Annotated in this window: 29 protein-coding genes and 1 tRNA gene; 26 read left to right on the top strand and 4 right to left on the bottom strand. The window is 65.9% G+C overall.

Translation table 11 applies throughout. The annotated features are described in order from the left end of the window. The first annotated feature begins 470 nt into the window (after positions 1–470). The 4 genes from rpsL to tuf all read left to right on the top strand — a co-directional run bounded on the left by rpsL (position 471) and on the right by tuf (position 4,926). Positions 471–845, top strand: coding sequence for a 30S ribosomal protein S12 (rpsL, locus tag JL11_RS12755; protein WP_054765983.1), 375 nt, complete (start codon positions 471–473; stop codon positions 843–845). A gap of 81 nt (positions 846–926) precedes the next feature. Further along, positions 927–1,400 (top strand): 30S ribosomal protein S7, encoded by a 474-nt coding sequence (gene rpsG, locus JL11_RS12750; protein ID WP_054765982.1) that lies wholly within the window; start codon positions 927–929, stop codon positions 1,398–1,400. Between the two features lie 149 nt (positions 1,401–1,549). After that, complete coding sequence (gene fusA / locus JL11_RS12745) at positions 1,550–3,628, top strand: elongation factor G (protein WP_054765981.1); 2,079 nt, start codon at positions 1,550–1,552, stop codon at positions 3,626–3,628. Positions 3,629–3,735: 107 nt separating this feature from the next. Then, positions 3,736–4,926, top strand: a complete 1,191-nt coding sequence (gene tuf / locus JL11_RS12740) for an elongation factor Tu (protein ID WP_054765980.1) — start codon at positions 3,736–3,738, stop codon at positions 4,924–4,926. Between the two features lie 258 nt (positions 4,927–5,184). Here tuf and JL11_RS12735 read toward each other — a convergent pair whose 3' ends face one another. Further along, on the bottom strand, positions 5,185–5,865 hold the full coding sequence (locus JL11_RS12735) for a TetR/AcrR family transcriptional regulator (RefSeq protein WP_224761196.1): 681 nt from the start codon (positions 5,863–5,865) through the stop codon (positions 5,185–5,187). A 29-nt stretch (positions 5,866–5,894) separates the two neighbouring features. On the opposite strand from JL11_RS12735, the gene JL11_RS12730 reads away from it, so the two are divergent. The 14 genes from JL11_RS12730 to JL11_RS12665 all read left to right on the top strand — a co-directional run bounded on the left by JL11_RS12730 (position 5,895) and on the right by JL11_RS12665 (position 17,631). Beyond that, positions 5,895–6,416 carry a DinB family protein gene (locus JL11_RS12730; RefSeq protein WP_197273304.1) on the top strand — a complete coding sequence of 174 codons (522 nt, stop codon included), beginning with the start codon at positions 5,895–5,897 and terminating at the stop codon, positions 6,414–6,416. A gap of 162 nt (positions 6,417–6,578) precedes the next feature. After that, complete coding sequence (gene hemA, locus JL11_RS12725) at positions 6,579–7,805, top strand: 5-aminolevulinate synthase (protein ID WP_054765978.1); 1,227 nt, start codon at positions 6,579–6,581, stop codon at positions 7,803–7,805. Next, the gene (locus JL11_RS12720) at positions 7,802–7,990 is read left to right on the top strand and encodes a DUF6898 family protein (RefSeq protein ID WP_054765977.1); all 189 of its coding nucleotides are present in this window, start codon (positions 7,802–7,804) and stop codon (positions 7,988–7,990) included. The genes hemA and JL11_RS12720 overlap by 4 nt, the downstream gene beginning before the upstream one ends. Before the next feature lie 32 nt (positions 7,991–8,022). Further along, positions 8,023–8,586, top strand: coding sequence for a GNAT family N-acetyltransferase (locus JL11_RS12715; RefSeq protein WP_054765976.1), 564 nt, complete (start codon positions 8,023–8,025; stop codon positions 8,584–8,586). A 33-nt stretch (positions 8,587–8,619) separates the two neighbouring features. Continuing rightward, on the top strand, positions 8,620–9,903 hold the full coding sequence (gene glyA / locus JL11_RS12710; protein ID WP_054765975.1) for a serine hydroxymethyltransferase: 1,284 nt from the start codon (positions 8,620–8,622) through the stop codon (positions 9,901–9,903). Between the two features lie 8 nt (positions 9,904–9,911). After that, the gene (gene nrdR, locus JL11_RS12705) at positions 9,912–10,382 is read left to right on the top strand and encodes a transcriptional regulator NrdR (RefSeq protein ID WP_054765974.1); all 471 of its coding nucleotides are present in this window, start codon (positions 9,912–9,914) and stop codon (positions 10,380–10,382) included. Further along, the gene (locus JL11_RS12700; RefSeq protein ID WP_054765973.1) at positions 10,382–11,002 is read left to right on the top strand and encodes a RibD family protein; all 621 of its coding nucleotides are present in this window, start codon (positions 10,382–10,384) and stop codon (positions 11,000–11,002) included. The genes nrdR and JL11_RS12700 overlap by 1 nt, the downstream gene beginning before the upstream one ends. A gap of 120 nt (positions 11,003–11,122) precedes the next feature. Then, positions 11,123–11,713, top strand: coding sequence for a riboflavin synthase (locus tag JL11_RS12695; protein ID WP_054765972.1), 591 nt, complete (start codon positions 11,123–11,125; stop codon positions 11,711–11,713). Further along, the gene (ribB, locus tag JL11_RS12690; RefSeq protein ID WP_231681298.1) at positions 11,713–12,861 is read left to right on the top strand and encodes a 3,4-dihydroxy-2-butanone-4-phosphate synthase; all 1,149 of its coding nucleotides are present in this window, start codon (positions 11,713–11,715) and stop codon (positions 12,859–12,861) included. Before JL11_RS12695 ends, ribB begins: the two co-directional genes overlap by 1 nt. Beyond that, positions 12,858–13,319, top strand: coding sequence for a 6,7-dimethyl-8-ribityllumazine synthase (gene ribH, locus JL11_RS12685; protein ID WP_054765971.1), 462 nt, complete (start codon positions 12,858–12,860; stop codon positions 13,317–13,319). The genes ribB and ribH overlap by 4 nt, the downstream gene beginning before the upstream one ends. Beyond that, on the top strand, positions 13,316–13,840 hold the full coding sequence (gene nusB, locus JL11_RS12680; RefSeq protein WP_054765970.1) for a transcription antitermination factor NusB: 525 nt from the start codon (positions 13,316–13,318) through the stop codon (positions 13,838–13,840). Before ribH ends, nusB begins: the two co-directional genes overlap by 4 nt. Then, complete coding sequence (thiL, locus tag JL11_RS12675) at positions 13,840–14,829, top strand: thiamine-phosphate kinase (RefSeq protein WP_054765969.1); 990 nt, start codon at positions 13,840–13,842, stop codon at positions 14,827–14,829. The genes nusB and thiL overlap by 1 nt, the downstream gene beginning before the upstream one ends. Positions 14,830–14,874: 45 nt before the next feature. Then, complete coding sequence (locus tag JL11_RS12670) at positions 14,875–15,306, top strand: hypothetical protein (protein WP_054765968.1); 432 nt, start codon at positions 14,875–14,877, stop codon at positions 15,304–15,306. A gap of 177 nt (positions 15,307–15,483) precedes the next feature. Further along, entirely contained in the window at positions 15,484–17,631 is a 2,148-nt protein-coding gene (locus JL11_RS12665) for a sodium-translocating pyrophosphatase (protein WP_054765967.1), read from the top strand. A 61-nt stretch (positions 17,632–17,692) separates the two neighbouring features. Here JL11_RS12665 and JL11_RS12660 read toward each other — a convergent pair whose 3' ends face one another. Next, complete coding sequence (locus tag JL11_RS12660; RefSeq protein WP_054765966.1) at positions 17,693–18,172, bottom strand: outer membrane protein assembly factor BamE; 480 nt, start codon at positions 18,170–18,172, stop codon at positions 17,693–17,695. 91 nt (positions 18,173–18,263) lie between these two features. Here JL11_RS12660 and JL11_RS12655 point away from each other — a divergent pair, with 91 nt between their 5' ends. From JL11_RS12655 to nhaA, 8 genes are all read left to right on the top strand, one after another. Next, positions 18,264–18,788, top strand: coding sequence for a ubiquinol-cytochrome C chaperone family protein (locus JL11_RS12655; protein WP_054765965.1), 525 nt, complete (start codon positions 18,264–18,266; stop codon positions 18,786–18,788). A 4-nt stretch (positions 18,789–18,792) separates the two neighbouring features. Beyond that, positions 18,793–19,311, top strand: coding sequence for a YceD family protein (locus tag JL11_RS12650; protein ID WP_082382706.1), 519 nt, complete (start codon positions 18,793–18,795; stop codon positions 19,309–19,311). Between the two features lie 105 nt (positions 19,312–19,416). Next, entirely contained in the window at positions 19,417–20,493 is a 1,077-nt protein-coding gene (gene plsX, locus JL11_RS12645) for a phosphate acyltransferase PlsX (protein ID WP_257720133.1), read from the top strand. Beyond that, positions 20,490–21,467, top strand: a complete 978-nt coding sequence (locus JL11_RS12640; RefSeq protein ID WP_054765962.1) for a beta-ketoacyl-ACP synthase III — start codon at positions 20,490–20,492, stop codon at positions 21,465–21,467. The genes plsX and JL11_RS12640 overlap by 4 nt, the downstream gene beginning before the upstream one ends. 77 nt (positions 21,468–21,544) lie before the next feature. Beyond that, positions 21,545–21,850 carry an integration host factor subunit alpha gene (locus tag JL11_RS12635; RefSeq protein WP_054766969.1) on the top strand — a complete coding sequence of 102 codons (306 nt, stop codon included), beginning with the start codon at positions 21,545–21,547 and terminating at the stop codon, positions 21,848–21,850. Between the two features lie 5 nt (positions 21,851–21,855). After that, complete coding sequence (locus tag JL11_RS12630) at positions 21,856–22,275, top strand: MerR family transcriptional regulator (protein WP_054765961.1); 420 nt, start codon at positions 21,856–21,858, stop codon at positions 22,273–22,275. 59 nt (positions 22,276–22,334) lie between these two features. Continuing rightward, a tRNA-Pro gene (locus JL11_RS12625) sits at positions 22,335–22,411 on the top strand. A gap of 244 nt (positions 22,412–22,655) precedes the next feature. After that, positions 22,656–23,888 carry a Na+/H+ antiporter NhaA gene (gene nhaA / locus JL11_RS12620; RefSeq protein ID WP_054765960.1) on the top strand — a complete coding sequence of 411 codons (1,233 nt, stop codon included), beginning with the start codon at positions 22,656–22,658 and terminating at the stop codon, positions 23,886–23,888. Between the two features lie 35 nt (positions 23,889–23,923). Here nhaA and JL11_RS12615 read toward each other — a convergent pair whose 3' ends face one another. Then, positions 23,924–24,118, bottom strand: a complete 195-nt coding sequence (locus tag JL11_RS12615) for a DUF2842 domain-containing protein (protein WP_054765959.1) — start codon at positions 24,116–24,118, stop codon at positions 23,924–23,926. Then, positions 24,118–24,372 carry a transglycosylase gene (locus JL11_RS12610; protein ID WP_224760946.1) on the bottom strand — a complete coding sequence of 85 codons (255 nt, stop codon included), beginning with the start codon at positions 24,370–24,372 and terminating at the stop codon, positions 24,118–24,120. The genes JL11_RS12615 and JL11_RS12610 overlap by 1 nt, the downstream gene beginning before the upstream one ends. Positions 24,373–24,424 lie beyond the last annotated feature (52 nt).

Below are 24,424 nucleotides of genomic sequence, written 5' to 3'. Positions count from 1 at the left end.
TCGACCGCAAGGATGGCTGGATTCAGGCGCTGGTTTGACTTGTTCGCGTCATGGCTGTGTGGCGGGGCTCTGGGGGGAGGCGGTCCCCCGTCCCCAATGCGGGCGACGGGCATGACCGCCGGACCCTGTCAGGGCTGTCTCCCTGTTTCGAGCGGACCTAGGGAGGCGCAGACCGCAACGGAGTGCGCGCTTGAGCCCCCGCCGCCTTGACCTTTCCCACCATCGCGCGTAGAAGCCGCCCACTTTCGAGGCGTGGCCGGTTCGCCGGTCGCTGAGATCGTGACAATCGAACGGACGGGCTGTGCCCGCCGGAACGCCCAAAGCGCGCGTTCCGGCTTTTCTGTTTGGGTCGTCACGCACTCAGTCTCGATGACACCCGGGCGGGGGAATGGTCCCTCGTTCACAAAAGAAGGCGTGGGGCGCCTCGGTCGAAAGACACACGCCCCCCATAGAAGTCGAGACCTGTCTCAATGCCCACGATCAACCAGCTGATCCGCAAGCCGCGCAAGCCCAAGCCCACCCGCAACAAGGTGCCGGCTCTGGAGGGTTCGCCCCAGCGTCGCGGCGTCTGCACCCGCGTCTACACCACGACCCCGAGGAAGCCGAATTCGGCTCTGCGTAAGGTCGCCAAGGTCCGTCTGGCCAAGAACGGCTATGAAGCCGTGTGCTACATCCCCGGCGAAGGCCACAATCTGCAGGAACACTCAGTGGTTCTGATCCGCGGCGGCCGCGTGAAGGACTTGCCCGGCGTTCGCTACCACATCCTGCGCGGCGTGCTCGACACGCAAGGCGTCAAGGACCGCAAGCAGCGCCGTTCGCACTACGGCGCCAAGCGTCCGAAGTAAGCCGTTCGCTTCCGGGCCGTCGCGCCCGGAGGCCTTTTCGAGATCTACCCGGCGTCGGCCGGGCCCCAAGAGGAATAACCCATGTCGCGTCGTCACCGCGCCCAGAAACGTGAAGTCCTGCCGGATCCCAAGTTCGGCGACCTGGTCGTCACCAAGTTCATGAACTACGTCATGTACGAAGGTAAGAAGGCCGTCGCCGAGAACATCGTCTACGGCGCCTTCGATATCCTGGCCGAGAAGAAGAAGGACCAGACCGCGGTCGAGACCTTCCACTCCGCCCTGGACAACGTCGCCCCGGCGGTCGAAGTCCGCTCGCGTCGCGTCGGCGGCGCCACCTATCAGGTGCCGGTCGAGGTTCGTCCCGACCGTCGTCGCGCCCTGGCCATCCGCTGGCTCGTCAACGCCGCCCGCAAGCGCGGCGAGAACACCATGACCGAGAAGCTGGCCGCCGAACTGCTGGACGCCTCGAACAACCGCGGCACTGCGGTCAAGAAGCGCGAAGACACCCACAAGATGGCCGAGGCGAACCGCGCCTTCAGCCATTACCGCTGGTAAATGTCTTAAAACCGTCTCCCTTTCGAAGGTATGGGGCGGTTCCTATCTAAGACTATCCGGCGCGGGCGGTTTCAGCTAAATCGCCCGCGCCGTCATATCCGACATTTCGAAGGGCGCATTCGCGTCCGAAGCCCTCAAGGGACGCTCTAATGCCCCGCACGCATAAAATCGAAGACTACCGCAACTTCGGCATCATGGCCCACATCGACGCGGGCAAGACGACGACGACCGAGCGGATCCTGTACTACACGGGCAAGTCGCATAAGATCGGCGAAGTTCACGACGGCGCCGCCACCATGGACTGGATGGACCAGGAGCAGGAACGCGGCATCACCATTACGTCGGCCGCGACGACCGCCTTCTGGAAAGAAAAGCGCCTCAACATCATCGACACCCCCGGCCACGTGGACTTCACCATCGAGGTCGAGCGTTCCTTGCGCGTCCTCGACGGCGCCGTGACCGTTCTGGACGGCAACGCCGGCGTCGAACCGCAGACCGAGACCGTCTGGCGTCAGGCCGACAAGTACAAGGTTCCGCGCATCGTCTTCGTCAACAAGATGGACAAGATCGGCGCCGACTTCGACAAGTCGGTCGAATCGATCCGCGACCGTCTGGGCGCCAAGGCCGTGCCGATCCAGTTCCCGATCGGCGCCGAGTCGAACCTGAAGGGCCTGGTGGATCTGGTCCGCATGAAGGCCGTGGTCTGGGACAACGACGGCCTGGGCGCCTCCTACCAGGACGAGGAAATCCCCGCCGACCTGATGGACAAGGCCGTCGAGGCCCGCCAGTACCTGATCGACAACGCCGTGGAACTCGACGACGAGGCCATGGAAGCCTATCTGGGCGGCGAAGAGCCCTCGGAAGAGACGATCAAGAAGTGCATCCGTAAGGCCGTTCTGACCGGCGCCTTCTACCCGATCCTCTGCGGCTCGGCCTTCAAGAACAAGGGCGTGCAGACCCTGCTGGACGCCGTCGTCGACTATCTGCCGTCGCCGGTGGACATCCCCCCGACCAAGGGCATCGACTACAAGACCGAGGCCGAGGTCGAGCGCAAGGCGTCCGACGACGAGCCCCTGTCGGTTCTGGCGTTCAAGATCATGGACGACCCCTTCGTCGGTTCGCTGACCTTCTGCCGCCTGTATTCGGGCAAGATGGAAACGGGCATGGGCCTCTTGAACTCGACCCGCGACAAGAAGGAACGCGTCGGCCGCATGCTGCTGATGCACTCCAACAACCGCGAGGACATCAAGGAAGCCTACGCCGGCGACATCGTCGCCCTGGCCGGCCTGAAGGACACCCGCACCGGCGACACCCTGTGCGACCCGATCAAGTCGCCGGTCATCCTCGAGCGGATGGAATTCCCGGCCCCGGTGATCGAGATCGCCGTCGAGCCCAAGTCCAAGGCCGACCAGGAGAAGCTGGGCGTCGCCCTGGCCAAGCTGGCCTCGGAAGACCCGTCCTTTACCGTCTCGACCGACCACGAGTCGGGCCAGACCATCCTGAAGGGCATGGGCGAGCTGCACCTGGACATCAAGATCGACATCCTGAAGCGCACCTATAAGGTCGAGGCCAATATCGGCGCGCCGCAGGTGGCCTATCGCGAGTCCATCAGCCGCAAGGCCGAGATCGACTACACCCACAAGAAGCAGACCGGCGGTACGGGCCAGTTCGCCCGCGTCAAACTGGTGTTCGAGCCGGGCGAGCCGGGTACGGACTTCGTCTTTGAATCCGCCATCGTCGGCGGCGCGGTGCCCAAGGAATATATCCCGGGCGTCGAAAAGGGCCTGAAATCCGCCAAGGACAACGGCCTGCTGGCCGGCTTCCCGGTCATCGACGTCAAGGCCACCCTGGTGGACGGCGCCTTTCACGACGTCGACTCCTCGGTCCTGGCGTTCGAAATCGCCGCTCGCGCCGCCTTCAAGGAACTGCGCGAGAAGGGCGGACCCAAGCTGCTGGAGCCGATCATGGCCGTCGAGGTCGTGACCCCGGAAGAGTATCTGGGTTCGGTCATCGGTGACCTGAACGGCCGTCGCGGCATGATCCAGGGTCAGGACATGCGCGGCAACGCCACCGTCGTGAACGCCTTCGTGCCGCTGGCCAACATGTTCGGCTATGTGAACACGCTGCGCGGCATGTCGCAGGGCCGCGCCCAGTTCACCATGCAGTACGACCACTATGAGCCGGTGCCGCAGCACGTCGCCGACGAAGTGATCAAGAAGTACGCCTAAGCTTTTCCTTTCGGAAAAGCGCACCTAAAAGCGCCCGGTCCCAAGACCGGGCGCCCTTAACCCCCAGACTGCAGGAACCCCCGGTTCGGGGACCTAGGAGCTAGAGAATGGCCAAGGAAAAGTTCGAACGCACGAAGCCGCACTGCAACATCGGCACGATCGGTCACGTTGACCACGGCAAGACGACGCTGACGGCGGCGATCACGATGACGCTGGCGAAGGCCGGCGGCGCCAAGGCGATGAACTACGCCGACATCGACGCTGCGCCGGAAGAGAAGGCGCGCGGCATCACGATCAACACGGCGCACGTGGAATATGAGACGGCGAACCGTCACTATGCGCACGTCGACTGCCCCGGCCACGCCGACTATGTGAAGAACATGATCACCGGCGCGGCGCAGATGGACGGCGCGATCCTGGTGGTTTCGGCCGCTGACGGCCCGATGCCGCAGACGCGCGAGCACATTCTGCTGGCTCGTCAGGTGGGCGTGCCGGCCCTGGTGGTCTTCATGAACAAGGTCGACCTGGTCGACGACGAAGAGCTGCTGGAGCTGGTCGAGATGGAGGTGCGCGAGCTCTTGAGCTCGTACCAGTTCCCGGGCGACGAGATTCCGATCACCAAGGGTTCGGCCAAGGCCGCGACCGACGGCGTGAACCCGGAGATCGGCGAACAGCGCATCCTGGCCCTGATGGAAACCGTCGACAGCTACATCCCGCAGCCGGAACGTCCGGTGGACCTGCCGTTCCTGATGCCGGTGGAAGACGTCTTCTCGATCTCGGGCCGCGGCACCGTGGTGACCGGTCGCGTCGAGAAGGGCATCATCAAGGTCGGTGAAGAAGTCGAGATCGTCGGCATCCGTCCGGTCCAGAAGACGACCTGCACGGGCGTCGAAATGTTCCGCAAGCTGCTGGACCAGGGTCAAGCCGGTGACAACGTCGGCGTTCTGCTGCGCGGCACCAAGCGTGAAGACGTCGAGCGCGGTCAGGTTCTGTGCAAGCCGGGTTCGATCACCCCGCACACCAAGTTCCTGGCCGAGGCCTACATCCTGACCAAGGAAGAGGGCGGCCGTCACACCCCGTTCTTCACCAACTATCGTCCGCAGTTCTACTTCCGCACGACCGACGTGACCGGCATCGTGAAGCTGAAGGAAGGCGTCGAGATGATCATGCCCGGCGACAACGCCGAGCTGAACGTCGAACTGATCACCCCGATCGCCATGGACCAGGGCCTGCGCTTCGCCATCCGTGAAGGCGGCCGCACCGTCGGCGCCGGCGTCGTGGCCAAGATCGTCGAGTAAGCCTCTTAGTGCGCTAACGCGCGCGAGCGGTCGCTCGCTTCTTGAGCGCTTCGACCTCAAGCGGCGAGCCTCCGCGAGGCGAGCGTAGGCTACAAAAAGAACGGCCCCCGGAGAAATCCGGGGGCCGTTTTGCTTTGGGCGACTGTCTTACGCGCGGCGGATCCCACGCCGCCTTGAGGTCCGTGATGCGGGGCTACAGCAATGGGGTGAGGGTGACAGCCTTGAATCCAGGAAGGCGCCTCTGGACAAGGCAGCCTTTCACGGCAAATCAGTTCCAGGTGATAGATAGAGCGCGATCAAGCGGATCAACTCCTCGCGCATCCGCTCGTCGTCGAGGGCGCTGCGACTCGCCGCATTGTGGATCACGCCGTCAACGGCGTCCGAGAGGACACGCCCCGCAACCGCGTCAGCGGGACTACCCTGTCTGCTGCGGAAGTCCGCCACGATTTTCGCGTATAACGACAGGTAGGCGACTTCATAGTCGCTCGCCGGGTTGCGGCGCGCCCTCGCTGTCGGGATCTCTTGAAGTAGGACGGGATGAAGGCCAGGATGAATGGAATGGGCTTCGATCCTCGCTGCGACGATCCGGACCGCCAGTTCATGTGGCGTCAATCCTACGGCACGAACCCTTCGCATCGCTTGCATACCGTTTTCCAGATGGGTCTGACGGATGGCGTCGACCAGTGAAAACTTGTCCTCAAAATACTGGTAAAGCGAGCCGATGCTGACGCCGGCCCTCTCAGCGACGCGGTTCGTCGTGAACCCCGCCCATCCGTCATCGCTGAGAATGCGAGCACCGGCTTCGATGATGGCATCGACCGTGGCGCGCGAGCGCGCCTGACGCGGGGTTTTGCGGGTCGCCGCTTGCGGATTTTCAATGCGAATAGACAGGAACGCCGCTCCTTCTGAAAATGTGTGCGGATTGCTCGCATTCGTCACCAGCAAAGTAAGGCCTGACAATGGGAAATATGCTGCAGATGTTGGTTCGCTATTCTGCCTGGGCCAATCAGGAGCTGTTTGACAAACTGGACGCTCTTGATGCTGTGCAATGGGAGGCGGAATTGCTGATCGCGCGGCGACTCATCGGCCACCTTCACGTTGTGAGCCGGATTTTCGCAGGACATCTGCAAGGAGAGACGCACGGCTTCACCTCTACAAATTTCGAAACGGCGTTGCCGCTCGGCCAGTTGAGGGAGGCCGTTGCAGCGACCGACCAGTGGTACATCGACTATGTGGATGCTCTGTCTGCCGAAGCTCGGATCGAGCCCGTCGCCTTCACCTTCACTGACGGCGACCGCGGCTCGATGACGCGTGAGGAGATGCTGGTTCATGTCTCGCTGCACGCCGGCTATCACAGAGGCGAGATCGGCCGCCTTCTCACTCAAGCATCCGTCACGCCGCCCTGGGACACGCTTGCGGTGTATCTTCACCAGAACGAGCCCGCGCGGCGAGACAAGGGATTCAGTCAAGACGGGTCCGGCGCAGGCTGATCCTGGGCAGCATACCGAGCTGGAGACGAGCTGACGCCTTCGTTCTGAGAAGCGTTATCAATTAAGGGCTTGGGCGATTTGTCCATACGGAAGACATGGACAAGCCAGGCCGTCGGGCGCAAATAAACCGTCAGACACGCCATAAGCGAAAGAACGACTATCGTGTTCGACTATAAAGCCGCCTTTGAAAGCTCGGTGGAGCAGGTGCGCAGCGAAGGCCGGTATCGCGTCTTCGCCGATCTGAAGCGGGTGAGCGGCGCCTTTCCCCAGGCGGTGCGCCGTCGGGAAGACGGGTCCGAACAGGACGTCGTGATCTGGTGCTCGAACGACTATCTGGGCATGGGCCAGCATCCGGACGTGCTGAAGGCCATGCAGGACGAGATCGCGGCGACCGGCGCGGGCGCCGGCGGCACGCGCAACATCTCGGGCACCACCCGCTCGGCTGTGGATCTGGAGAGCGAACTGGCCGACTGGCATCAGAAGGAGGCGGCCCTGCTGTTCACCTCCGGCTATGTCGGCAATGAGGCGACCCTGTCGACCCTGCAGAAGATCCTGCCGGGCCTGATCATCTTCTCCGACGCTCTGAACCACGCCTCGATGATCGAGGGCATCCGTCACGGCGGCGGTGAACGTCACATTTTCCGCCACAACGACCTGGCGCATCTGGAGCAGCTCCTGGCCGCCGCCCCGGTCGAGGCGCCCAAGCTGATCGCCTTCGAGAGCGTCTATTCGATGGACGGCGACATCGCCGACCTGGCCGGCACCATCGCCCTGGCGCGCCAGTACGGCGCCTTGACCTATCTGGACGAGGTCCACGCCGTGGGCCTGTACGGCGCGACCGGCGCCGGCGTCGCCGAGCGGGACGGGGTGCTGGACCAGATCGACATCATCGAATGCACCCTGGGCAAGGCCGTGGGCGTCATGGGCGGCTATATCGCCGCCGACGCCGTGATCGTGGATGCGGTGCGCAGCTGGGCCTCGGGCTTCATCTTCACCACCAGCCTGCCGCCGGCCCTGACGGCGGGGGCCCTGGCCTCGGTGCGCCATCTGAAGGCCCATCCCGAACTGCGCGAACGCCATCAGGAACGCGCGGCGACCCTGAAGGCCCGTTTCGCCGCCGTCGGTATTCCGGTGATGGAGTCCGAGAGCCACATCGTCCCGGTTCATGTCGGCGATCCGGTCCACTGCAAGATGATCTCGGACATGCTGCTGGAAGACTTCGGCGTCTATGTTCAGCCGATCAACTATCCGACCGTGCCCAAGGGGACCGAGCGCCTGCGCTTCACGCCCTCGCCCAACCATACGGACGCGATGATGGATCATCTGGTCCAGGCGATGGACAAGCTCTTCTCCCACTGCAACGTGGCGCGCCGGCCCGTCGCCGCATGACGACCGGCGACGACCTCGGCGAGATCATCGTCGAGTTCGTCCGCAACGGTCCCTATGTCAAATGCTCGGCCATCCACGTCGCGACCGGCCGCGAGGTCAGCGCCATGGGGCCGGCGAACGAACCCAAGGCCGTCGAGCGGGTGGCGATCGCCAAGCTGAGGCGAGCTTTGGAGGCTGGGCGATAGCGCAGCCGCTCTCTTGACCCTATAGCGGCGGCATGCGCCCGACGCCCACCCTTCATACGCCCCGCTTCCTGATGCGGCCGTTGGTCCGCGAGGACGCGGCGGCGCTGTTTCCAACCCTCTCGCGCGACGACCAGTGTCTGTATATGTCGCGACCCGCCTTCCGTAGCGAGGCCGATCTGGCCGATTGGCTGGTCGATCCGACCTGGCCGGGCCGAAGCTGGACGGCGGTGGACCGCGAAACCGGCGCGGTCGCTGGACGCTACGTCGCCTTTCCAGGACGCGACGAGGGCGTTCTGGAGGTCGGCTATGTCACCGTCGTCGACCGCCAGGGGCAGGGCGTGGCGCGGGAGTGCATGACGGCCCTGGTGTCCCATCTCTTCACCGATCCGTCGTGCCGTCGGATCTATGCGGAGATCGATGCGGACAACCGGCCGTCCGCCGGCTTGGCCGAGCGCCTGGGCTTTTCCTTGGAAGGACGGTTGCGGGAGCATGAAACCACGCACAAGGGCCTGTGCGACATGCTGGTCTACGGCCTGCTGCGGCGTGAATGGGCGGCTGGGACACAAGATATTGTGGTTCGCTCCGCTGGGGACTAGATAGGCGGCCTTCTCAGATGCGGGGATTCCGACGTGACCGCCTTCACTCATGACGCCTATTTCACCAAGACCCTGGCCGACGCCGATCCGGACGTCTTCAAGGGCATTCAAGGGGAGTTGGGCCGGCAGAAGGAGCAGATCGAGCTGATCGCGTCCGAGAACATCGTCTCCCAGGCGGTGCTGGACGCCCAAGGCTCGGTTCTGACGAACAAATACGCCGAGGGGTATCCGGGGCGCCGCTACTACGGCGGCTGCGAATATGTGGACGTGACCGAGGATCTGGCGCGCGAACGGGCGAAAAAGCTGTTCGGCGCGGCCTTCGCCAACGTCCAACCCCACTCGGGCGCCCAGGCCAACCAGGCGGTCTTCTTTACGCTCTTGCAGCCCGGCGACACCTTTTTGGGCATGGACCTGGCCTGCGGCGGGCACCTGACCCACGGGTCGCCGGCGAACCAGTCGGGCAAGTGGTTCCGCCCGGTGACCTACAAGGTCACCGAAGACACCCATCTGATCGACTATGACCATGTGGCCGAAATGGCCGAGCGCGAGAAGCCCAAGCTGATCCTGGCCGGCGCCTCCGCCTACAGCCGCCACATCGACTTCAAGCGGTTCCGCGAGATCGCCGACAGCGTCGGCGCCTATCTGATGGTGGACATGGCCCACTACGCCGGCCTGGTGGCCGGGGGCGCCTATCCCGATCCGATCCCGCACGCCCATGTCGTGACCACGACGACGCACAAGACCCTGCGCGGGCCGCGCGGCGGCATGATCCTGTCCAACGATGTCGAACTGGGCAAGAAGATCAACTCGGCCGTCTTCCCGGGCCTCCAGGGCGGGCCGCTGGAGCATGTGATCGCGGCCAAGGCCGTGGCCTTCGGCGAGGCGCTGCAGCCCGAGTTCAAGCTGTACGCCCAGCAGGTGGTCAAGAACGCCCAGGCCCTGGCCGGCGTCCTGGTCGAGCGCGGCCTGGCCATCGTCTCGGGCGGCACCGACAGCCATCTGATGCTGGTCGATCTGCGGCCCAAGGGCGTGACCGGCAAGGCGACCGAACACGAGCTCGAAAAGGCGCTGATGACCTGCAACAAGAACGGCGTGCCGTTCGACACGGCGCCCTTCACCGTCACCTCGGGCGTTCGCCTGGGCACGCCGGCGGGCACCACGCGGGGCTTCGGCGAGGAGGAGTTCAAGCAGATCGGTCACTGGATCGCCGACGTCGTCTCCTCGATGAACGGCGGGGACGAGGCTGATCCGGCCGTGGTCGCGGGCGTGGCGGCCCAGGTGCGCGAACTGACGAACCGCTTCCCCATCTATGGATGAGATGACCGATGAAGTGCCCCTTCTGCGGTCATCAGGACACCCAGGTTAAGGACAGCCGGCCGTCGGACGACGGCTCGGCCATCCGACGGCGGCGGTCCTGTCCGAACTGCAACGGGCGCTTCACCACCTTCGAACGGGTCCAGCTGCGCGAACTGGTGATCCTGAAACGCAACGGTCGGCGGACCCCGTTCGACCGGGACAAGCTGGAGCGGTCGCTGGGCGTGGCCCTGCGCAAACGCCCGGTCCAGGCCGAACAGGTCGAACAGATGGTCAATCGGATCGTCCGTCAGCTTGAAAGCCTCGGCGAGACCGAAATCGCCTCCAGCGTCGTCGGGGACTTCATCATGAAGGCGCTGAAGGGCGTGGATGAGGTGGCCTATGTCCGCTACGCCTCGGTCTATAAGGACTTTCGGCACACGGGCGACTTCGCCAAATTTTTGGGCGATGAAGGCTTTGACGAGCCGTCCGGCAAGAGCTGATGCGCGTCACCCTGAAGCTGGCCACCTCGCTGGACGGCCGCATCGCCACGGCCTCGGGCGAGAGCCAGTGGATCACCGGCGAGGCGGCCCGGCTGGAAGGGCACAGGCTGCGGGCCGCCCATGACGCCCTTCTGGTGGGGGTCGAGACCGTGCTCCACGACGACCCCGAACTGACCGCCCGTTTGCCGGGCCGCAGCGTGGACCAGCCGCTGCGGGTGGTGTTGGACAGCCGGCTCAGAACCCCGGCGACGGCCAAACTGGCGGGGCCGAACAGTTTGATCCTGACCGCCGTCGCCCCCCGTCCGGTCGGAGGCGCCGAGGTGCGGCAGGTCGAGGCACAGGACGGACGCCCCGCCGTGCCGGCCGTCCTCAAGGCGCTGAAGGCGGTCGGCGTCGCCTCGGTCCTGATCGAGGGCGGAGGCCAGGTGGCTGCCGCCTTTCTGCGCGCGGGGGCGGTGGATCGTCTGGAATGGTTCCGGGCGCCGATCCTGTTGGGCGGGGAGGGGCGGCCGTGCGTAGCCTCCCTGGCCCTTGCAAAGCTGGCCGAGGCCCCCAACTTCCGACGCCTGGATGTCCGGCCCGTCGGGAACGACCTGTGGGAAAGCTACGTCCGCATCTGACGGCGATCGGACAGATCGGACACTTTGGACACTGTTTTTCGGTGTCCGGATCGGACTGTTTCAGACGATCTGGACACATTAGATTGTATTTTTCGGGTCCGAAGGGGGACCGGTCGTCTCATGTTCACAGGCATCGTCACCGACATCGGCCGCGTCCGCGACGTTCGCGAGACCGCGCGCGACCGCCGCTATGAGATTGAGACCGCCTGGGACGTGGCCTCCATCGACCTGGGCGCCTCAATCAGCCATGCGGGCTGCTGCCTGACCGTGACGGAGAAGGGCCCCGACTGGTTCGCCGTCGAGGTGTCGAACGAGACCCTGTCCAAGACGACGCTGGGCGGCTGGAAGGCCGGCGACGGCGTCAATCTGGAACGGGCCGCCCGCCTGGGCGACGAGATGGGCGGCCATGTGGTGTCGGGTCATGTCGACGGCCTGGGCCGGGTCGTCTCCATCACGCCCGAAGGGGGCTCGCACCGGATCGAGGTCGAGGCCCCGGCGCCGCTGCACCGCTACATCGCCGCCAAGGGTTCGATCACGGTGGACGGGGTGTCGCTCACGGTCAACGCCGTGCAAGACCGGGTCTTTTCGTTGAATATCATTCCGCATACGTGGGAAGTGACGACCCTGGGCCGCCTGAAGGTCGGCGATCCGGTCAATCTCGAGATCGACATGCTGGCGCGCTACCTGGCGCGGTGGCAGGAGACGGCCTGATGCCGAAGGAACGCCAGATGCTGGCCGCGAACATGAACGACAGCCCGATCAGTCCCATCGAGGACATACTGGAGGACGCCCGCAACGGCCGTCCCTACATCCTGGTGGACGCCGAGGATCGCGAGAACGAGGGCGACATCATCATCCCCGCCCAGTTCGCCACCCCGGATCAGATCAACTTCATGATCCGTCAGGCCCGCGGTCTGGTCTGCCTGGCCCTGACGGCCGAGCGGGCGCAGCAGCTGCGGCTGCCGCCGATGGCGGCCGAGAACCGCGAGAGCATGAAGACCGCCTTCACCGTCTCGATCGAGGCCAAGGAAGGCGTGACGACGGGGATTTCCGCCGCCGACCGATCGCGGACCATCCAGGTGGCGACCGACTCTTCGAAGGGCATGGACGACATCGTCTCGCCCGGCCACATCTTTCCCCTGGTGGCGCGTGACGGCGGGGTGCTGGTCCGCGCCGGCCATACCGAGGCTTCAGTCGACATCAGCCGCATGGCCGGCCTGACCCCGGCGGCGGTGATCTGCGAGATCATCAAGGACGACGGCGAGATGGCGCGGATGCCGGATCTGGTCGCCTTCGCCCAGTTGCACGGGCTGAAGATCGGCACCATCGCCGACCTGATCGCCTATCGCCGCCGCACCGAGCGGTTCGTCGAACGGATCATGGATACGCCGTTCGAGAGCGTCCACGGCGGGCCGTTCCGGCTGATGCTGTACAAGAACACGATCGAGGGGGCGGAACACGTCGCCCTTGTCCATGGTCGGATCGACCCGTCCAAACCGGCCCTGGTGCGGATGCACCAGGTGGACTTCGCCTGCGACCTCCTGGGCCATGTCGAGACGCGCCAGGACTATGTGCCGAAGGCTCTGCGCCAGATTACCGAGCATGACGGCGCGGGCGTGGTCGTCTTCCTGCGCGATCCGGCGCTGAACGCGTTGGCCGAGCGGCTGGCGGGGGTCGACAAGCCGGCGGCGGTCGATCGGTCGCTGCGGGCCTATGGCGTGGGCGCGCAGATCCTGCTGGACCTGGGCGTCAAGGATATGATCGTGATGAGTTCGACGCGACCTGAACCGACGGCGCTTGAAGGCTATGGCCTGCGCATCGTCGGCTGGCGCGACATGGATGGAGAAGACAAGGCGTGACCGACGCACCCCGTATTCTGATCGTCGAGGCGCGCTTCTACGACCAACTGGCCGACGCCCTGCTGGAAGGGGCCAAGGAGACGCTGAAGGCGCGCGGCGCCCTGTTCGACGTCGTCACCGTGCCGGGCGCCCTGGAGATTCCAGCGGTGATCGCCATGGCCGAGGAGGCCGGGCGGTTCCCGACCGCGCCGCGTTATGACGGCTATGTGGCCCTGGGCTGCGTGATCCGCGGCGAGACCTATCATTTCGAGATCGTCTCGGACCAGTCGGCGGCCGGGCTGATGGCCCTGGGCGTCAAGGGGCTGATCGTCGGCAACGGCATTCTGACGACCGAGGACGAGCATCAGGCCTGGGCCCGGGCGCGGCTTTCCGAAGGGGATAAGGGCGGTGGAGCGGCCAAAGCCTGTCTGGACCTCATTGCATTGAAGAAGCGGTTGCGGCTAGGCCTCGGCGCATGACTGAACCGAACAGCGTCAAGGCCGTCCTCGAACAACTGGCCGAAGCCGAGAAACAGCGGGCCGAGCCCCATCTGAGCTCCAAACAGCGCCGGGCGCGCACCGTGTCGCGCCTCGCCGCCGTCCAGGCCCTGTACCAGATGGAGCTGGCGGGCGAGGGGGTGGAGACGGTGATCACCGAATTCTCCAACTTCCGCTTCGACGCCGACATCGAGGGCGAGGCCCTGGCCGAGGCGGATGAAGCCTATTTCGCCGACATCGTGCGCGGCGTGATCGAAAGCCAGCGCGAGATCGACGCGGCGATCAAGGCCCGGCTGGCGTCCAACTGGCGGTTGGAGCGGATCGACGCCACCCTGCGCGCCCTGCTGCGCTCGGGCGCCTGGGAACTGATCAAACATCCGGAGACGCCGCGCGAAGTGGTGATCGACGAATATGTCGAACTGGCCAAGGCCTTCTTCGACGACTCCGAGGCCCGGTTCGTCAACGCTGCTCTGGACGGCGTCGCCAGAGACGTCCGCCGCTGATGCCCGCGCTCGACGTCGCGGGCGAGTTCGAGACGATCGAGACGCTGCTGCGGCCCCTGGCCCATCCGGAGTGGGGCAGGGGGCTGGTCGATGATGTGGCGGTCCTGCCGTCCCGGCCCGGCTATGATCTGGTCCTGACCAAGGACGCCATCGTCGAAGGCGTCCATTTCCTGCCCGACGACCCCCTGGATACGGTGGCCAGAAAGCTGCTGCGTGTGAACCTGTCGGACTTGGCGGCCAAGGGGGCTGAAGCCTTCGGCTATCTGATGGCCTGCGCCTGGTCCGAACGTTGCGGCTGGCCGGAACGCGAAGCCTTCGCCTCAGGCCTGGCTCAGGATCAGGCGCGCTTCGGCGTCTTTCTGATGGGCGGGGACACGGTGAGGACACCGGGCCCAGCCGCCTTCTCCCTGACCGCCCTGGGCTGGGTGCCGGCCGGGGGGGCGGTGTCGCGCGCCGGAGCCGAGGCGGGGGATATGGTCTTCGTGACCGGCACGATCGGCGACGGCCTCCTGGGGCTTCAGGCGGCGCGGGGTCAGTTGACGCTCGATCCCGAGCGGCTGGCCTTTCTGATCGACCATTATCGCCAGCCGACGCCTCAGCAGGATTTCGCCGAGGTGATCGCCGCCCACGCCACTGCGGCGGCCGACGTCTCCGACGGGCTGATCGCCGATCTGACGCATATCGCCAACGCCAGCGGCGTCGCCATCGACCTGAACCTGGACAGCCTGCCCCTGTCGGCGGCCGCCAGGGCCTGGTTCGAGGCCCGCGTCGATCCTCAGGCGGCGCTGGAGGATCTGGCGACCGGGGGCGACGACTACCAGATCGTCTTCACCGCCCCCGCCCGGCTGGTGGAGACGCTGCGCCGAGAGGCCGACCGGCGGCGGGTTCGCCTGACCCTGCTGGGTGAGGTGCGGGCCGGCGCCGGGGTCACGGTCTCCTACGGCGGCCGGCCCCTGACGCCGGGGCGCGCCGGCTGGACCCATGGCTAGGACTTTCGCAAGGGAATCCTAACCCACCGCCGTTAGGCTGGTCGCATGGATCGCAGAAGCTTCATCGCCGCCGGAACCGTCGCCCTCGCCGGGACCGCCGCCGGTTCCGCCGCCGCCTCCTCCGAGAAGGCGGCCGAAGGGCCCCCGACCTTCGGCATAGCGGGGGTGGGCCTGCCCGTCATCGCTGACGGTCGGCTGCGGAACTATGTCTTCGTCTCGCTCCGCCTGATGCTCGGCGCGGGCAAGACCGCCGATCAGATGCGGCTGAAGGAGGCCTTCTTCCGCGACGCCCTGGTGAAGGCCGCGCACCGGACCCCCTTCACCGTTCCCGGCGACTGGACGCGCCTGGACGAGCGTCGCATGTCGGCCGCCCTGGTCGCTGCCGCCAACACCATCTCCGGACGGGGCTCGGTGACCGGCGTCGAGATCATCGCCCAGAGCCCACGCCGTCGCTCCGGCATGCCGACCGCTCACTAGCGGTCAACGATCACGGTTGCGTCAACTTGACGCCCGTGACACGCTCCCTCTGCAAAATCCCAAGGGGCGCAATGACGCGCTCGCCGCGTGCGGGGGGACCGGAAGGCGGACAGAGGCCCTAAGGCCCGCCCGCCGCGCCAGGCCTGCGCGCCTGTTTGCAAGGGCATGGAAACGCCAATGACGACCTATCTTACGCTGGTCTTCGCGGCCGGTGTTCTGGCGGTGCTTTACGGCGCCGTTCAGACCGCCGCCCTGATGAAGGCGAGCACTGGCAACGACAAGATGCGAGAGATCGCCGCCGCCATTCAGGAAGGCGCCTCGGCCTATCTGAAGCGGCAATATCTGACCATCGGCCTGGTGGGGATTGTGATCCTGATCGCCGCCTATCTGCTGATCGGCCCCTATGCGGCCGTGGGCTTTCTGATCGGGGCGGTCCTGTCGGGCGCGGCCGGTTACGCCGGGATGCTGATCTCGGTGCGGGCCAATGTTCGCACGGCCCAGGCGGCCTCCGAAAGCCTGTCCAAGGGGCTGAACCTGGCCTTCCGGTCGGGCGCGATCACCGGCATGTTCGTGGCGGGCGGCGCCCTGATCGGGGTGTCGGGCTATTATATCGTCCTGACCCACCACCTCGGTTTGAACCCGGTCGGCCGCGAGGTGATCGACGGCCTGGTGGCCCTGGGCTTCGGCGCCTCGCTGATCTCGATCTTCGCACGACTGGGCGGCGGCATCTTCACCAAGGGCGCCGACGTGGGCGGCGACATGGTGGGCAAGGTCGAGGCCGGCATCCCTGAGGACGATCCCCGCAACGCCGCCACCATCGCCGACAACGTCGGCGACAATGTCGGCGACTGCGCCGGCATGGCGGCGGACCTGTTCGAAACCTATGCGGTGACGACCGTGGCGACCATGGTGCTGGCGGCCATCTTCTTCCGCGGCCAGCCCTATGTGGACATGCTGATGGTGCTGCCGCTGGCGATCTGCGCGGTCTGTATCGTGACCTCGATCATCGGCAGCTTCTTCGTGCGGCTGGGCAAGAGCCAGAACATCATGGGCGCCCTGTATCAGGGGCTGATCGTGACCGGCGTCCTGTCCATCGGCGCGGTCTGGTGGGTCATTGACCAGATGGTGAGCGGGCCGGTGACGACGACTGGCGGTCTGGTCATCCAGCCCATGGCCCTGTTCTGGTCCGGAATGGTCGGGCTGGCGGTGACCGCAGCGATCGTGGTGGTCACGGAATACTACACCGGCTCGGGCTTCCGGCCGGTGCGGTCGGTGGCCAACGCCTCGGTGTCGGGTCATGGGACCAACGTCATCCAAGGGCTGGCGGTGTCGCTGGAGGCCACGGCGCTGCCGGCCCTGACCATCATCGTCGGCATTGTGGCCAGCTTCCAGTTGGCGGGCCTGTTCGGCATCGCCATCGCCACCACCACCATGCTGGGCGTGGCGGGGATGATCGTGGCCCTGGACGCCTTTGGGCCGGTGACGGACAACGCCGGGGGGATCGCCGAAATGGCGGGCCTGCCCAGCGAGGTGCGGCATTCGACCGATGCGCTGGATGCCGTGGGCAACACGACCAAGGCCGTGACCAAGGGCTACGCCATCGGCTCGGCGGGCCTGGGGGCGCTGGTGCTGTTCGCGGCCTATACGTCGGACCTGCAATATTTCTCGGCCAATCCGTCCGACTATCCCTTCTTCGCCGACATGGGGACGGTCGCTTTCGACCTGACCAACCCCTATGTGGTCGTGGGCCTGCTGTTCGGCGGGCTGTTGCCCTTCCTGTTCGGCGGCATGTCGATGATGGCGGTGGGGCGCGCCGCCGAGTCTGTCGTGGCCGAGGTGCGGCGCCAGTTCCGGGAGAACCCCGGCATCATGACCTATCAGGTCAAGCCCGAGTACGGACGGGCGGTGGACATCCTGACCAAGGCGGCGATTCGCGAGATGATCGCGCCGTCGCTGCTGCCGGTCCTGTCGCCCATTGTCCTGTTCGTCGCCGTCATGGCCATCTCGGACAAGGCCAACGCCTTTGCGGCCTTGGGCGCCATGCTGATGGGGGTGATCGTCACCGGCCTGTTCGTGGCCGTGTCGATGACTTCGGGCGGCGGCGCTTGGGACAACGCCAAGAAGGTGATCGAGGAGGGCTTCACCGACAAGAACGGCGTGGTGCACGGCAAGGGATCGGAGGCCCACAAGGCGGCCGTCACGGGCGACACCGTGGGCGACCCCTATAAGGACACCTCGGGGCCGGCGGTGAATCCGATGATCAAGATCACCAATATCGTGGCCCTGCTGCTGCTGGCGGTGCTGGCCAGCGGGACGGTCGGCTGACGTGAAAACGCCCCGGAGAGCGATTCTCCGGGGCGTTTTTCCTTGGGCGATGCGCCGGGGATCAGTCCGGGCGGCGTTGACCGGGAGTGTCGTCCTCGGTGCGCGGCAGCTGGCCGCGGCCGACGTTGCCCAGCAGCTGCTCCAGAACCGTCAGGGCGCGGCCGCGCGTCGGGGTTTCGCGGCTGTTCATCGCGATCTGTTCGCCGTCCGCCAGCCCCAGGGTGCGCACGGCGGCGACCTTGTCGCCGTTCGGCTCGAAGGTGATTTCGGTCACCGTGCGGCTGGAAACGACCGGCAGATTGTAGGTGTATTTCTCAGTGGTCTGGCTGATGTAGTACCAGACCTTGTCCGGTTCGAAGGTCGAGGTGGTCGAGGGCGAGCCCAGCCGCGCCAGCACCGTCTCCTTGGTGTCGGTTCCGGCGACCACGTCCTGGGGCTTGGCGTCGATCACCTGAAAGCCGTTGGAGCCGACCATCGGCGCGCAGGCGGCGGACAGGCCGCCCAGGGAAACGGCGACGAAAAGCGGGACGAAACGAGACATGATCGGGCGCCTGCGAGAGAACAAGATCTTTGACCTAGACGGACCTGCGTCCTAGTTCAACGGCGCGGCGGAAAAGGGGCCGTTTAAAGCCATGCTGAAAAACCTGTTCAAACCCCGCGAAGGCGTCCGCATTGGCGACGCCCTGTACGCCCTGGCGGTGGAGCAGGCGCGCCGGCCGGGACTTTATACGCGACTGGGCGTGGCTGACCGGATCGACGCGCGGTTCGAACTTTATACGCTGCACGTGCTGCTGCTGGTGCTGCGGCTGCGCGATGAGAACACGCCGAGCGGTCGAGACGCGGCCCAGGCTCTGTTCGACGTCTATGTCTCGGCGCTGGACCATGCGTTGCGGGAAGAAGGCGTCGGCGACATTTCGGTGGGCAAGAAGATGCGCAAGCTGGGCGAGGCCCTGTACGGCCGGATGAACGCCTATGAGCCGCCGCTGCGCGACGGCGATGCGGCGGCTCTGACCGAAGCTCTGGCGCGCAATGTCTATGGCGAGACGCGGGCGGAACAGGCGGCTGATTTGGCGCGCTACGCCCTGGCCGCGCGAGCCGCCCTGGCGGCGCAGGAATTCAATGATGTGCTGGTGAAGCCGGCCTGGACGGATGTTTGAGACCATGAGCGCAAGCCTCCCCTACAGCGAGACGGTGCGGGTCAATCAGATCGGCGCGGGGCTGAGCCGACGCCTGGAGCCCGACGCGGAGGCGCGTCAGCGAATTGCGCGCGCCCTGGATCTGCAGGGCCTGGACGCCTTCGCCGTAGAGATCGAGGTCAAGCCGACCCCGTCGAGCAGCGAGTGGACGATGAAGGGGCGCGTCACGGCCCATGCGATCCAGACCTGCGGCCTGACCTTGGAACCCCTGCCGGTCGAGGTGGACCGCCGCTTCTCGATTCAGTTGGCCGAGGCCGAGCCGCAGCAGACCGACGAGATCGAAGTCACCCTGGAGGAGGAGGACGCCGACCTGATCGAGGACGGCAAGATCGACCTGGGGCAGTATGCGGTCGAGCAGCTGGTCCTGTCTCTGGACCCCTTTCCGCGCAAGCCGGGGGCGCAGTTCGTGCAACCGGAAGAGCCCGCCGAAATCTCGCCCTTTGCAGCTTTGAAGGCCCTGAAGCCGCAGGACGACCAAGGCTGAGGTTGACGCAGGGGCCGTGCGGTTGCATCCCCCGGCGTCGGCGCTATCGTCCGGCGCCTATATCCAGTGTCGTGCGACAAGACGACGCGGTTAGTCGAGGTCCATTTGCCAGCCCCAGTTACGATCTCGCTTGACGCCATGGGCGGCGATCACGGCCCATCCGTCGTCGTTCCGGGCGTCCAAAGCTTTGTCCGCGCCCATGGCGGGGAGGGAGTCCGCTTCCTGCTGCATGGGGACGAGACCCGGATTCGCGCCGAGTTGGCGCATTGCAGCCTGCCGGCCGACACGGTCGACATCCGTCATACCGACAAGGTGGTGGCCATGGACGAGAAGCCCGCCCAGGCCATGCGCCGGGGCAAGGGCTCGAGCCTATGGAACGCCGTCGAGGCGGTTAAGACCGGCGAGGCCGGCGGCGTGGTCTCGGCGGGCAACACCGGCGCCCTGATGGCCATCTCCAAACTGATTCTGCGCATGTCGGCGCCGGGCCTGGAGCGGCCGGCCATCGTCGCCAGCTGGCCGACCTTCAAGGGCCATACGGCGGTTCTGGACGTCGGCGCCAACATCGGCAGCGACGCCGAGCAACTGGTCGAGTTCGCCATCATGGGCGAGGCTTTCCAGACGGCGGTGCGCGGCACCGTTCGCCCGACCATCGGCCTGCTGAACGTCGGCTCCGAGGACATGAAGGGCAATGAACAGGTCAAGGAGGCGCACGCCATCCTGCGCGACGGGCCGTTCGACCTGAATTATTACGGCTTCGTCGAAGGCGACGACATCGCCAAGGGCACGGTGGACGTGGTCGTCACCGACGGCTTCACCGGCAATATCGCCCTGAAGACGGCCGAAGGCACGGCCCGCTATATCTCGGCCCTGCTGCGCGAGGCCCTGACCTCGAACCTGCAGGCCAAGCTGGGCGCCGCCATCGCCATGCCGGCCCTGAAGACGATGCGCGAGAATATCGACCCCAGCGCCATCAACGGCGGCCCCCTGCTGGGGCTGAACGGGATTGTGGTGAAGAGCCACGGCGGCGCCGACGCCAAGGGCTTCGGAAACGCCATCCGTATCGCTGTGGATCTGGCCCGCAGCGACTATATGACCAAGGTCGGCGCCAATCTGGGCAAGCTGGACGCCGTGTTCGACCATTCCAGCGCGCCCGCCGCCCCCGCCGGAGAACCCCTTCAGTGAGCGTCACCCGCAGCGCCGTGACCGGCGTCGGCTCCTATCTGCCGGAGCAGATCGTCACCAACGCCGACTTGGCCCAGATCGTCGACACCTCCGACAAATGGATCCAGGAGCGCACGGGGATCAAACAGCGCCACAAGGCGCGCGACGACCAGCCGACCAGCGATCTGGCGGTCGAGGCCGCCAGGAAGGCCCTGGCCGACGCCGGCAAGACGGCGGCGGATGTCGATCTGATCATCGTGGCGACGACTACGCCGGACATGACATTCCCGGCCGTGGCCTCCATCGTTCAGCACAAGCTGGGCGCCGGCGTCGGCGTGGCCTTTGACGTTCAGGCGGTCTGTTCCGGCTTCGTCTATGCGTTGAGCGTCGCCGACGGCTTCGTCGCCCGCGGCCTGTCGAAATGCGCCCTGGTGATCGGCGCCGAGGAAATGACGCGGCTGATGGACTGGACCGACCGGACGACCTGTGTGCTGTTCGGCGACGGCGCCGGCGCCGTGGTGCTGGAGCCGCGCGAGGGGCAGGGGACGGCCGCCGACCAGGGGATGCTGGGCTTCGCCCTGCGCGCCGACGGCTCGAAAACGGACCTGCTCTATGTCGACGGCGGGCCGGCGTCGACCGGAACCGTCGGCCATCTGCGGATGGCGGGCAATCAGGTGTTCCGCCATGCGGTGGTCAATATCGCCGAAGGCATCACTGCGGCCTGTGAGGCCGCCGGCATCGAAATCGCGGATGTGGACTGGTTCGTGCCGCATCAGGCCAATCAGCGGATCATCAAGGGCGTCGGCGACCGACTGGGTCTGGACGAGAACAAGGTGATCTCGACCGTGGCTCTTCACGCCAACACCTCCGCCGCCTCAATTCCCCTGGCGCTGGATGCGGCGATCCAGGACGGGCGGATCAAGAAGGGCGATATGGTCCTGTTGGAAGCCATGGGCGGCGGCCTGACCTGGGGCGCCTGCGCCTTGAGGCTTTAACCGCTGCGCCGGGCATTGATTTTCTGAGAGGTTTGCGCCCCTATGCGCCCAGCAGATCGTTTCCAGACGGGACTATGATGGGCAACCACACCGTAACGCGCGCCGACCTTTGTGAAGCTGTGCATGAAGAGGTCGGTCTGTCCCGCCAGGAGTGTTCGTCCCTGGTCGAACGGACGCTGGAGCTGATCGTGGAGGCCCTGGAAAAGGGCGATACCGTAAAGCTGTCGGGTTTCGGCGTCTTCCAGGTGCGTGAGAAGCGGGCCCGCATGGGCCGCAACCCCAAGACCGGCGAACCGGCGGCGATCAACCCCCGTCGCGTCATCAGCTTCCGCGCCTCTCAGATCATGAAGAGCCGGGTTCACGACGCCGTCGTCGAGGCCTGATTCGCTTGGCCAAGAGCGCCGACGCCTTCCGCACCATTTCTGAGGCGGCCGAGGAGGTCGGAGCGCCGCAGCACGTTCTGCGGTTCTGGGAAACCAAGTTCAGCTTCGTCACGCCGGTGAAGCGCGCCGGTGGACGTCGATTCTACCGGCCCCAGGACATCGCCGTGCTCAAGGCGGTTCGGCGGCTGCTGCACGAGGACGGCCTGACCATCCGCGGGCTGCAACGGCTGCACAAGGAGCAGGGGCTCAAGACGCTGGTCGGCGCGGACATGGCCGGCCTGATAGAGGCGCGCGACGCCGAATCCCCGGCTGAGCCCCTGATTTCAAGGGAGCCGGCCCTGACCGGCGTGACTGAGCGGCTGAATGTCGTGCTGATGGATTTGGAACAGGCCAAGGCCCGACTGGACGCTGTTCTGAGAAGCTAGGTGGAAAACCTGTTTTTGCGTTTGCGGCGCGCGAAACCCGCGTCTATAGGGAGCGCCTTCGGAGCGTGGCGCAGCCTGGTAGCGCACTTGACTGGGGGTCAAGGGGTCGCAGGTTCGAATCCTGTCGCTCCGACCATCGACACAGGTCGATGATGGGTTTAGGGGCCGCCTTCGGGCGGCCCCTTTTCGTTTTGCGGTTACGCGGGTCTTTTTCGGCCGCCTTCGGCTTGAACCCGGTTCTCGGCTCATTATGATGAACGGCAGAGATCAGGTCGCCTCCCCGCGACCAGGCCGGCGCCTGTGATGTTCGGGTGAATCCGGTCCGACGCCCGTCGATAACCTGGCGTCACGACAGCTTCATTCGATGATCGGAGGCCGCCGTGGCGCGTAAACCTACCCTAGATTTCTTGAAGACCGAGGCCGCGTCCGGCTCGGCCCTGGCCCTCGCGGCGGTCGCCGCCCTGCTGGTGGCGAACTCGCCCTGGAGCGCCGACTATTTCGCCTGGCTGAAGAGCTATCACGTGCTCCAGATCGGGCCGATCCGTCTGGAGGAAACGATCTCCGACTGGATCAAGGAAGGCTTGATGGCGATCTTCTTCCTCGTCGTGGGGTTGGAGATCAAATATGAGATCGTTCGCGGCGAATTGAGCGACCCCAGGAAGCTGGCGACGCCGGTCTTGGCGGCCTTGGGCGGGATGGCCGGGCCTGCGGCGGTCTATCTGTTCCTGTCCATGACGATGGGGGCGCCGCACGCGGGCTGGCCCATTCCCCTGGCGACGGACATCGCCTTCGCCCTGGCGATCTTCGGCTTCGTCGGCAAGGGGCTGCCCTCGTCGCTCCGCGTGTTCCTCTTGACCCTTGCGATCGTCGACGATCTCGGCGCGATCGCCCTGATCGCCTTGCTGTTCAGTGAAGGGGCGAATTGGACGCCACTGTTCTGGGCCTTGGGTCTGCTGGCGGCCTTCGGCCTGATCGCGCACAGGATTCGCGTTCCGACCCCCTTCTGGGTGCTTGGCTTTTCGGCGGTCTGGTATCTGACGGTTCTGTCCGGTCTTTCGACCTCGCTCACGGCTGTGGCCTTTGCGATGATCGTTCCGATCCAGGCGCGCAAGGAAGACCGCCAAAGCCCGCTGAAGGAGGCGATGCACGACCTCCATCCCTGGAACGCCTTCCTCGTCCTGCCGCTGTTCGCCTTCGCCAAGGCCGGCGTGTCCTTCGCCGGCCTGTCGCTGGAACAGGCCTTCGCCCCCCTGGTCGTGGCGATCGCCCTGGGTCTGTTTTTCGGCAAGCAGATCGGCGTCTTCGGCGCCGCCTGGCTGGCCTCGGCCCTGCGGATCGGCGCGCGTCCGACCGACGCCAGCTGGCTTCAGGTCTATGGGGTCTCTCTGCTGTGCGGGGTCGGCTTCACCATGAGCCTGTTCATCGGCGTCCTGGCCTTTCCGGGCGCGGTGGACTCCCCTGAGCAGATCGAGGTCAAGCTGGGCGTGATCGGGGGGTCGATCATTTCGGCGATCGGCGCGGCCGTGGTCTTGGCTCTGGCTGGGCGCCGGCCTCGCCGCGATCCGGCGGCCGCAAAGCCGCAGGTGAAGCCGCTCGCAGGTTCCTCGACCTGAAGAGAACGCGAACAGCAGGGCGCGGCTGAGCAGGCTCAGCCGCGCTCCGCCCATCTGAGCAGGGGGATGATCGGCAGTCCCCAAGCCGTGCCTCCGATCCCGAAAAACAGGAAGTCGATCCAAGGCGAGGGCGGTAAAAGGCCGCGCAGGGCGATGAGGCCCCACACCCAGAAGACCAGAAAGGCCAGGACGCCGACGGCGGCGATGAACCGACGCGCCCGCGGCGGCATCAGCGCTTGTTCCTGAACAGGAAGAAGGTCGCCAGACAGACGACCGACCCTGTCAGGGCCCAAGGGACCCAGACCCAGCTGTCCAGGGTGCTGACCGCAAACACCCGCACGGCGAGGAACCAGCCGCAGGCCAGGCCGACGCCGGAGACCAGGCTGGCGCCGCCGAAGCCCCGCCGTCCGGTCAGCAGGTCGGCGATCCAGGCCAGAAGCAGGCCGCCCAGAAGGGCGGCGCCGATGTCGGCGTATTGCAACACGCATCTTCTCCCTGTCAGCCCCATCGGGGAGGACGTCATGATCTCAATCCGA

The sequence above is a fragment of the Brevundimonas sp. DS20 genome, assembly GCF_001310255.1.
In the GTDB taxonomy this organism is placed as follows: Bacteria; Pseudomonadota; Alphaproteobacteria; order Caulobacterales; family Caulobacteraceae; genus Brevundimonas; species Brevundimonas aurantiaca.
Note: the sequence above shows the minus strand (reverse complement) of the source record. Positions and strands in the feature narration are given on the sequence as shown.

Coding starts and splice junctions, on each gene's coding strand:
- rpsL (WP_054765983.1), top strand. CDS start 471: ATGCCCACGATCAACCAGCTGATCCGCAAGCCGCGCAAGCCCAAGCCC.
- rpsG (WP_054765982.1), top strand. CDS start 927: ATGTCGCGTCGTCACCGCGCCCAGAAACGTGAAGTCCTGCCGGATCCC.
- fusA (WP_054765981.1), top strand. CDS start 1,550: ATGCCCCGCACGCATAAAATCGAAGACTACCGCAACTTCGGCATCATG.
- tuf (WP_054765980.1), top strand. CDS start 3,736: ATGGCCAAGGAAAAGTTCGAACGCACGAAGCCGCACTGCAACATCGGC.
- JL11_RS12730 (WP_197273304.1), top strand. CDS start 5,895: ATGCTGCAGATGTTGGTTCGCTATTCTGCCTGGGCCAATCAGGAGCTG.
- JL11_RS12720 (WP_054765977.1), top strand. CDS start 7,802: ATGACGACCGGCGACGACCTCGGCGAGATCATCGTCGAGTTCGTCCGC.
- JL11_RS12715 (WP_054765976.1), top strand. CDS start 8,023: ATGCGCCCGACGCCCACCCTTCATACGCCCCGCTTCCTGATGCGGCCG.
- nrdR (WP_054765974.1), top strand. CDS start 9,912: ATGAAGTGCCCCTTCTGCGGTCATCAGGACACCCAGGTTAAGGACAGC.
- JL11_RS12700 (WP_054765973.1), top strand. CDS start 10,382: ATGCGCGTCACCCTGAAGCTGGCCACCTCGCTGGACGGCCGCATCGCC.
- JL11_RS12695 (WP_054765972.1), top strand. CDS start 11,123: ATGTTCACAGGCATCGTCACCGACATCGGCCGCGTCCGCGACGTTCGC.
- ribB (WP_231681298.1), top strand. CDS start 11,713: ATGCCGAAGGAACGCCAGATGCTGGCCGCGAACATGAACGACAGCCCG.
- nusB (WP_054765970.1), top strand. CDS start 13,316: ATGACTGAACCGAACAGCGTCAAGGCCGTCCTCGAACAACTGGCCGAA.
- thiL (WP_054765969.1), top strand. CDS start 13,840: ATGCCCGCGCTCGACGTCGCGGGCGAGTTCGAGACGATCGAGACGCTG.
- JL11_RS12670 (WP_054765968.1), top strand. CDS start 14,875: ATGGATCGCAGAAGCTTCATCGCCGCCGGAACCGTCGCCCTCGCCGGG.
- JL11_RS12665 (WP_054765967.1), top strand. CDS start 15,484: ATGACGACCTATCTTACGCTGGTCTTCGCGGCCGGTGTTCTGGCGGTG.
- JL11_RS12660 (WP_054765966.1), bottom strand. CDS start 18,172: ATGTCTCGTTTCGTCCCGCTTTTCGTCGCCGTTTCCCTGGGCGGCCTG.
- JL11_RS12655 (WP_054765965.1), top strand. CDS start 18,264: ATGCTGAAAAACCTGTTCAAACCCCGCGAAGGCGTCCGCATTGGCGAC.
- JL11_RS12650 (WP_082382706.1), top strand. CDS start 18,793: ATGAGCGCAAGCCTCCCCTACAGCGAGACGGTGCGGGTCAATCAGATC.
- JL11_RS12635 (WP_054766969.1), top strand. CDS start 21,545: ATGGGCAACCACACCGTAACGCGCGCCGACCTTTGTGAAGCTGTGCAT.
- JL11_RS12615 (WP_054765959.1), bottom strand. CDS start 24,118: ATGCCGCCGCGGGCGCGTCGGTTCATCGCCGCCGTCGGCGTCCTGGCC.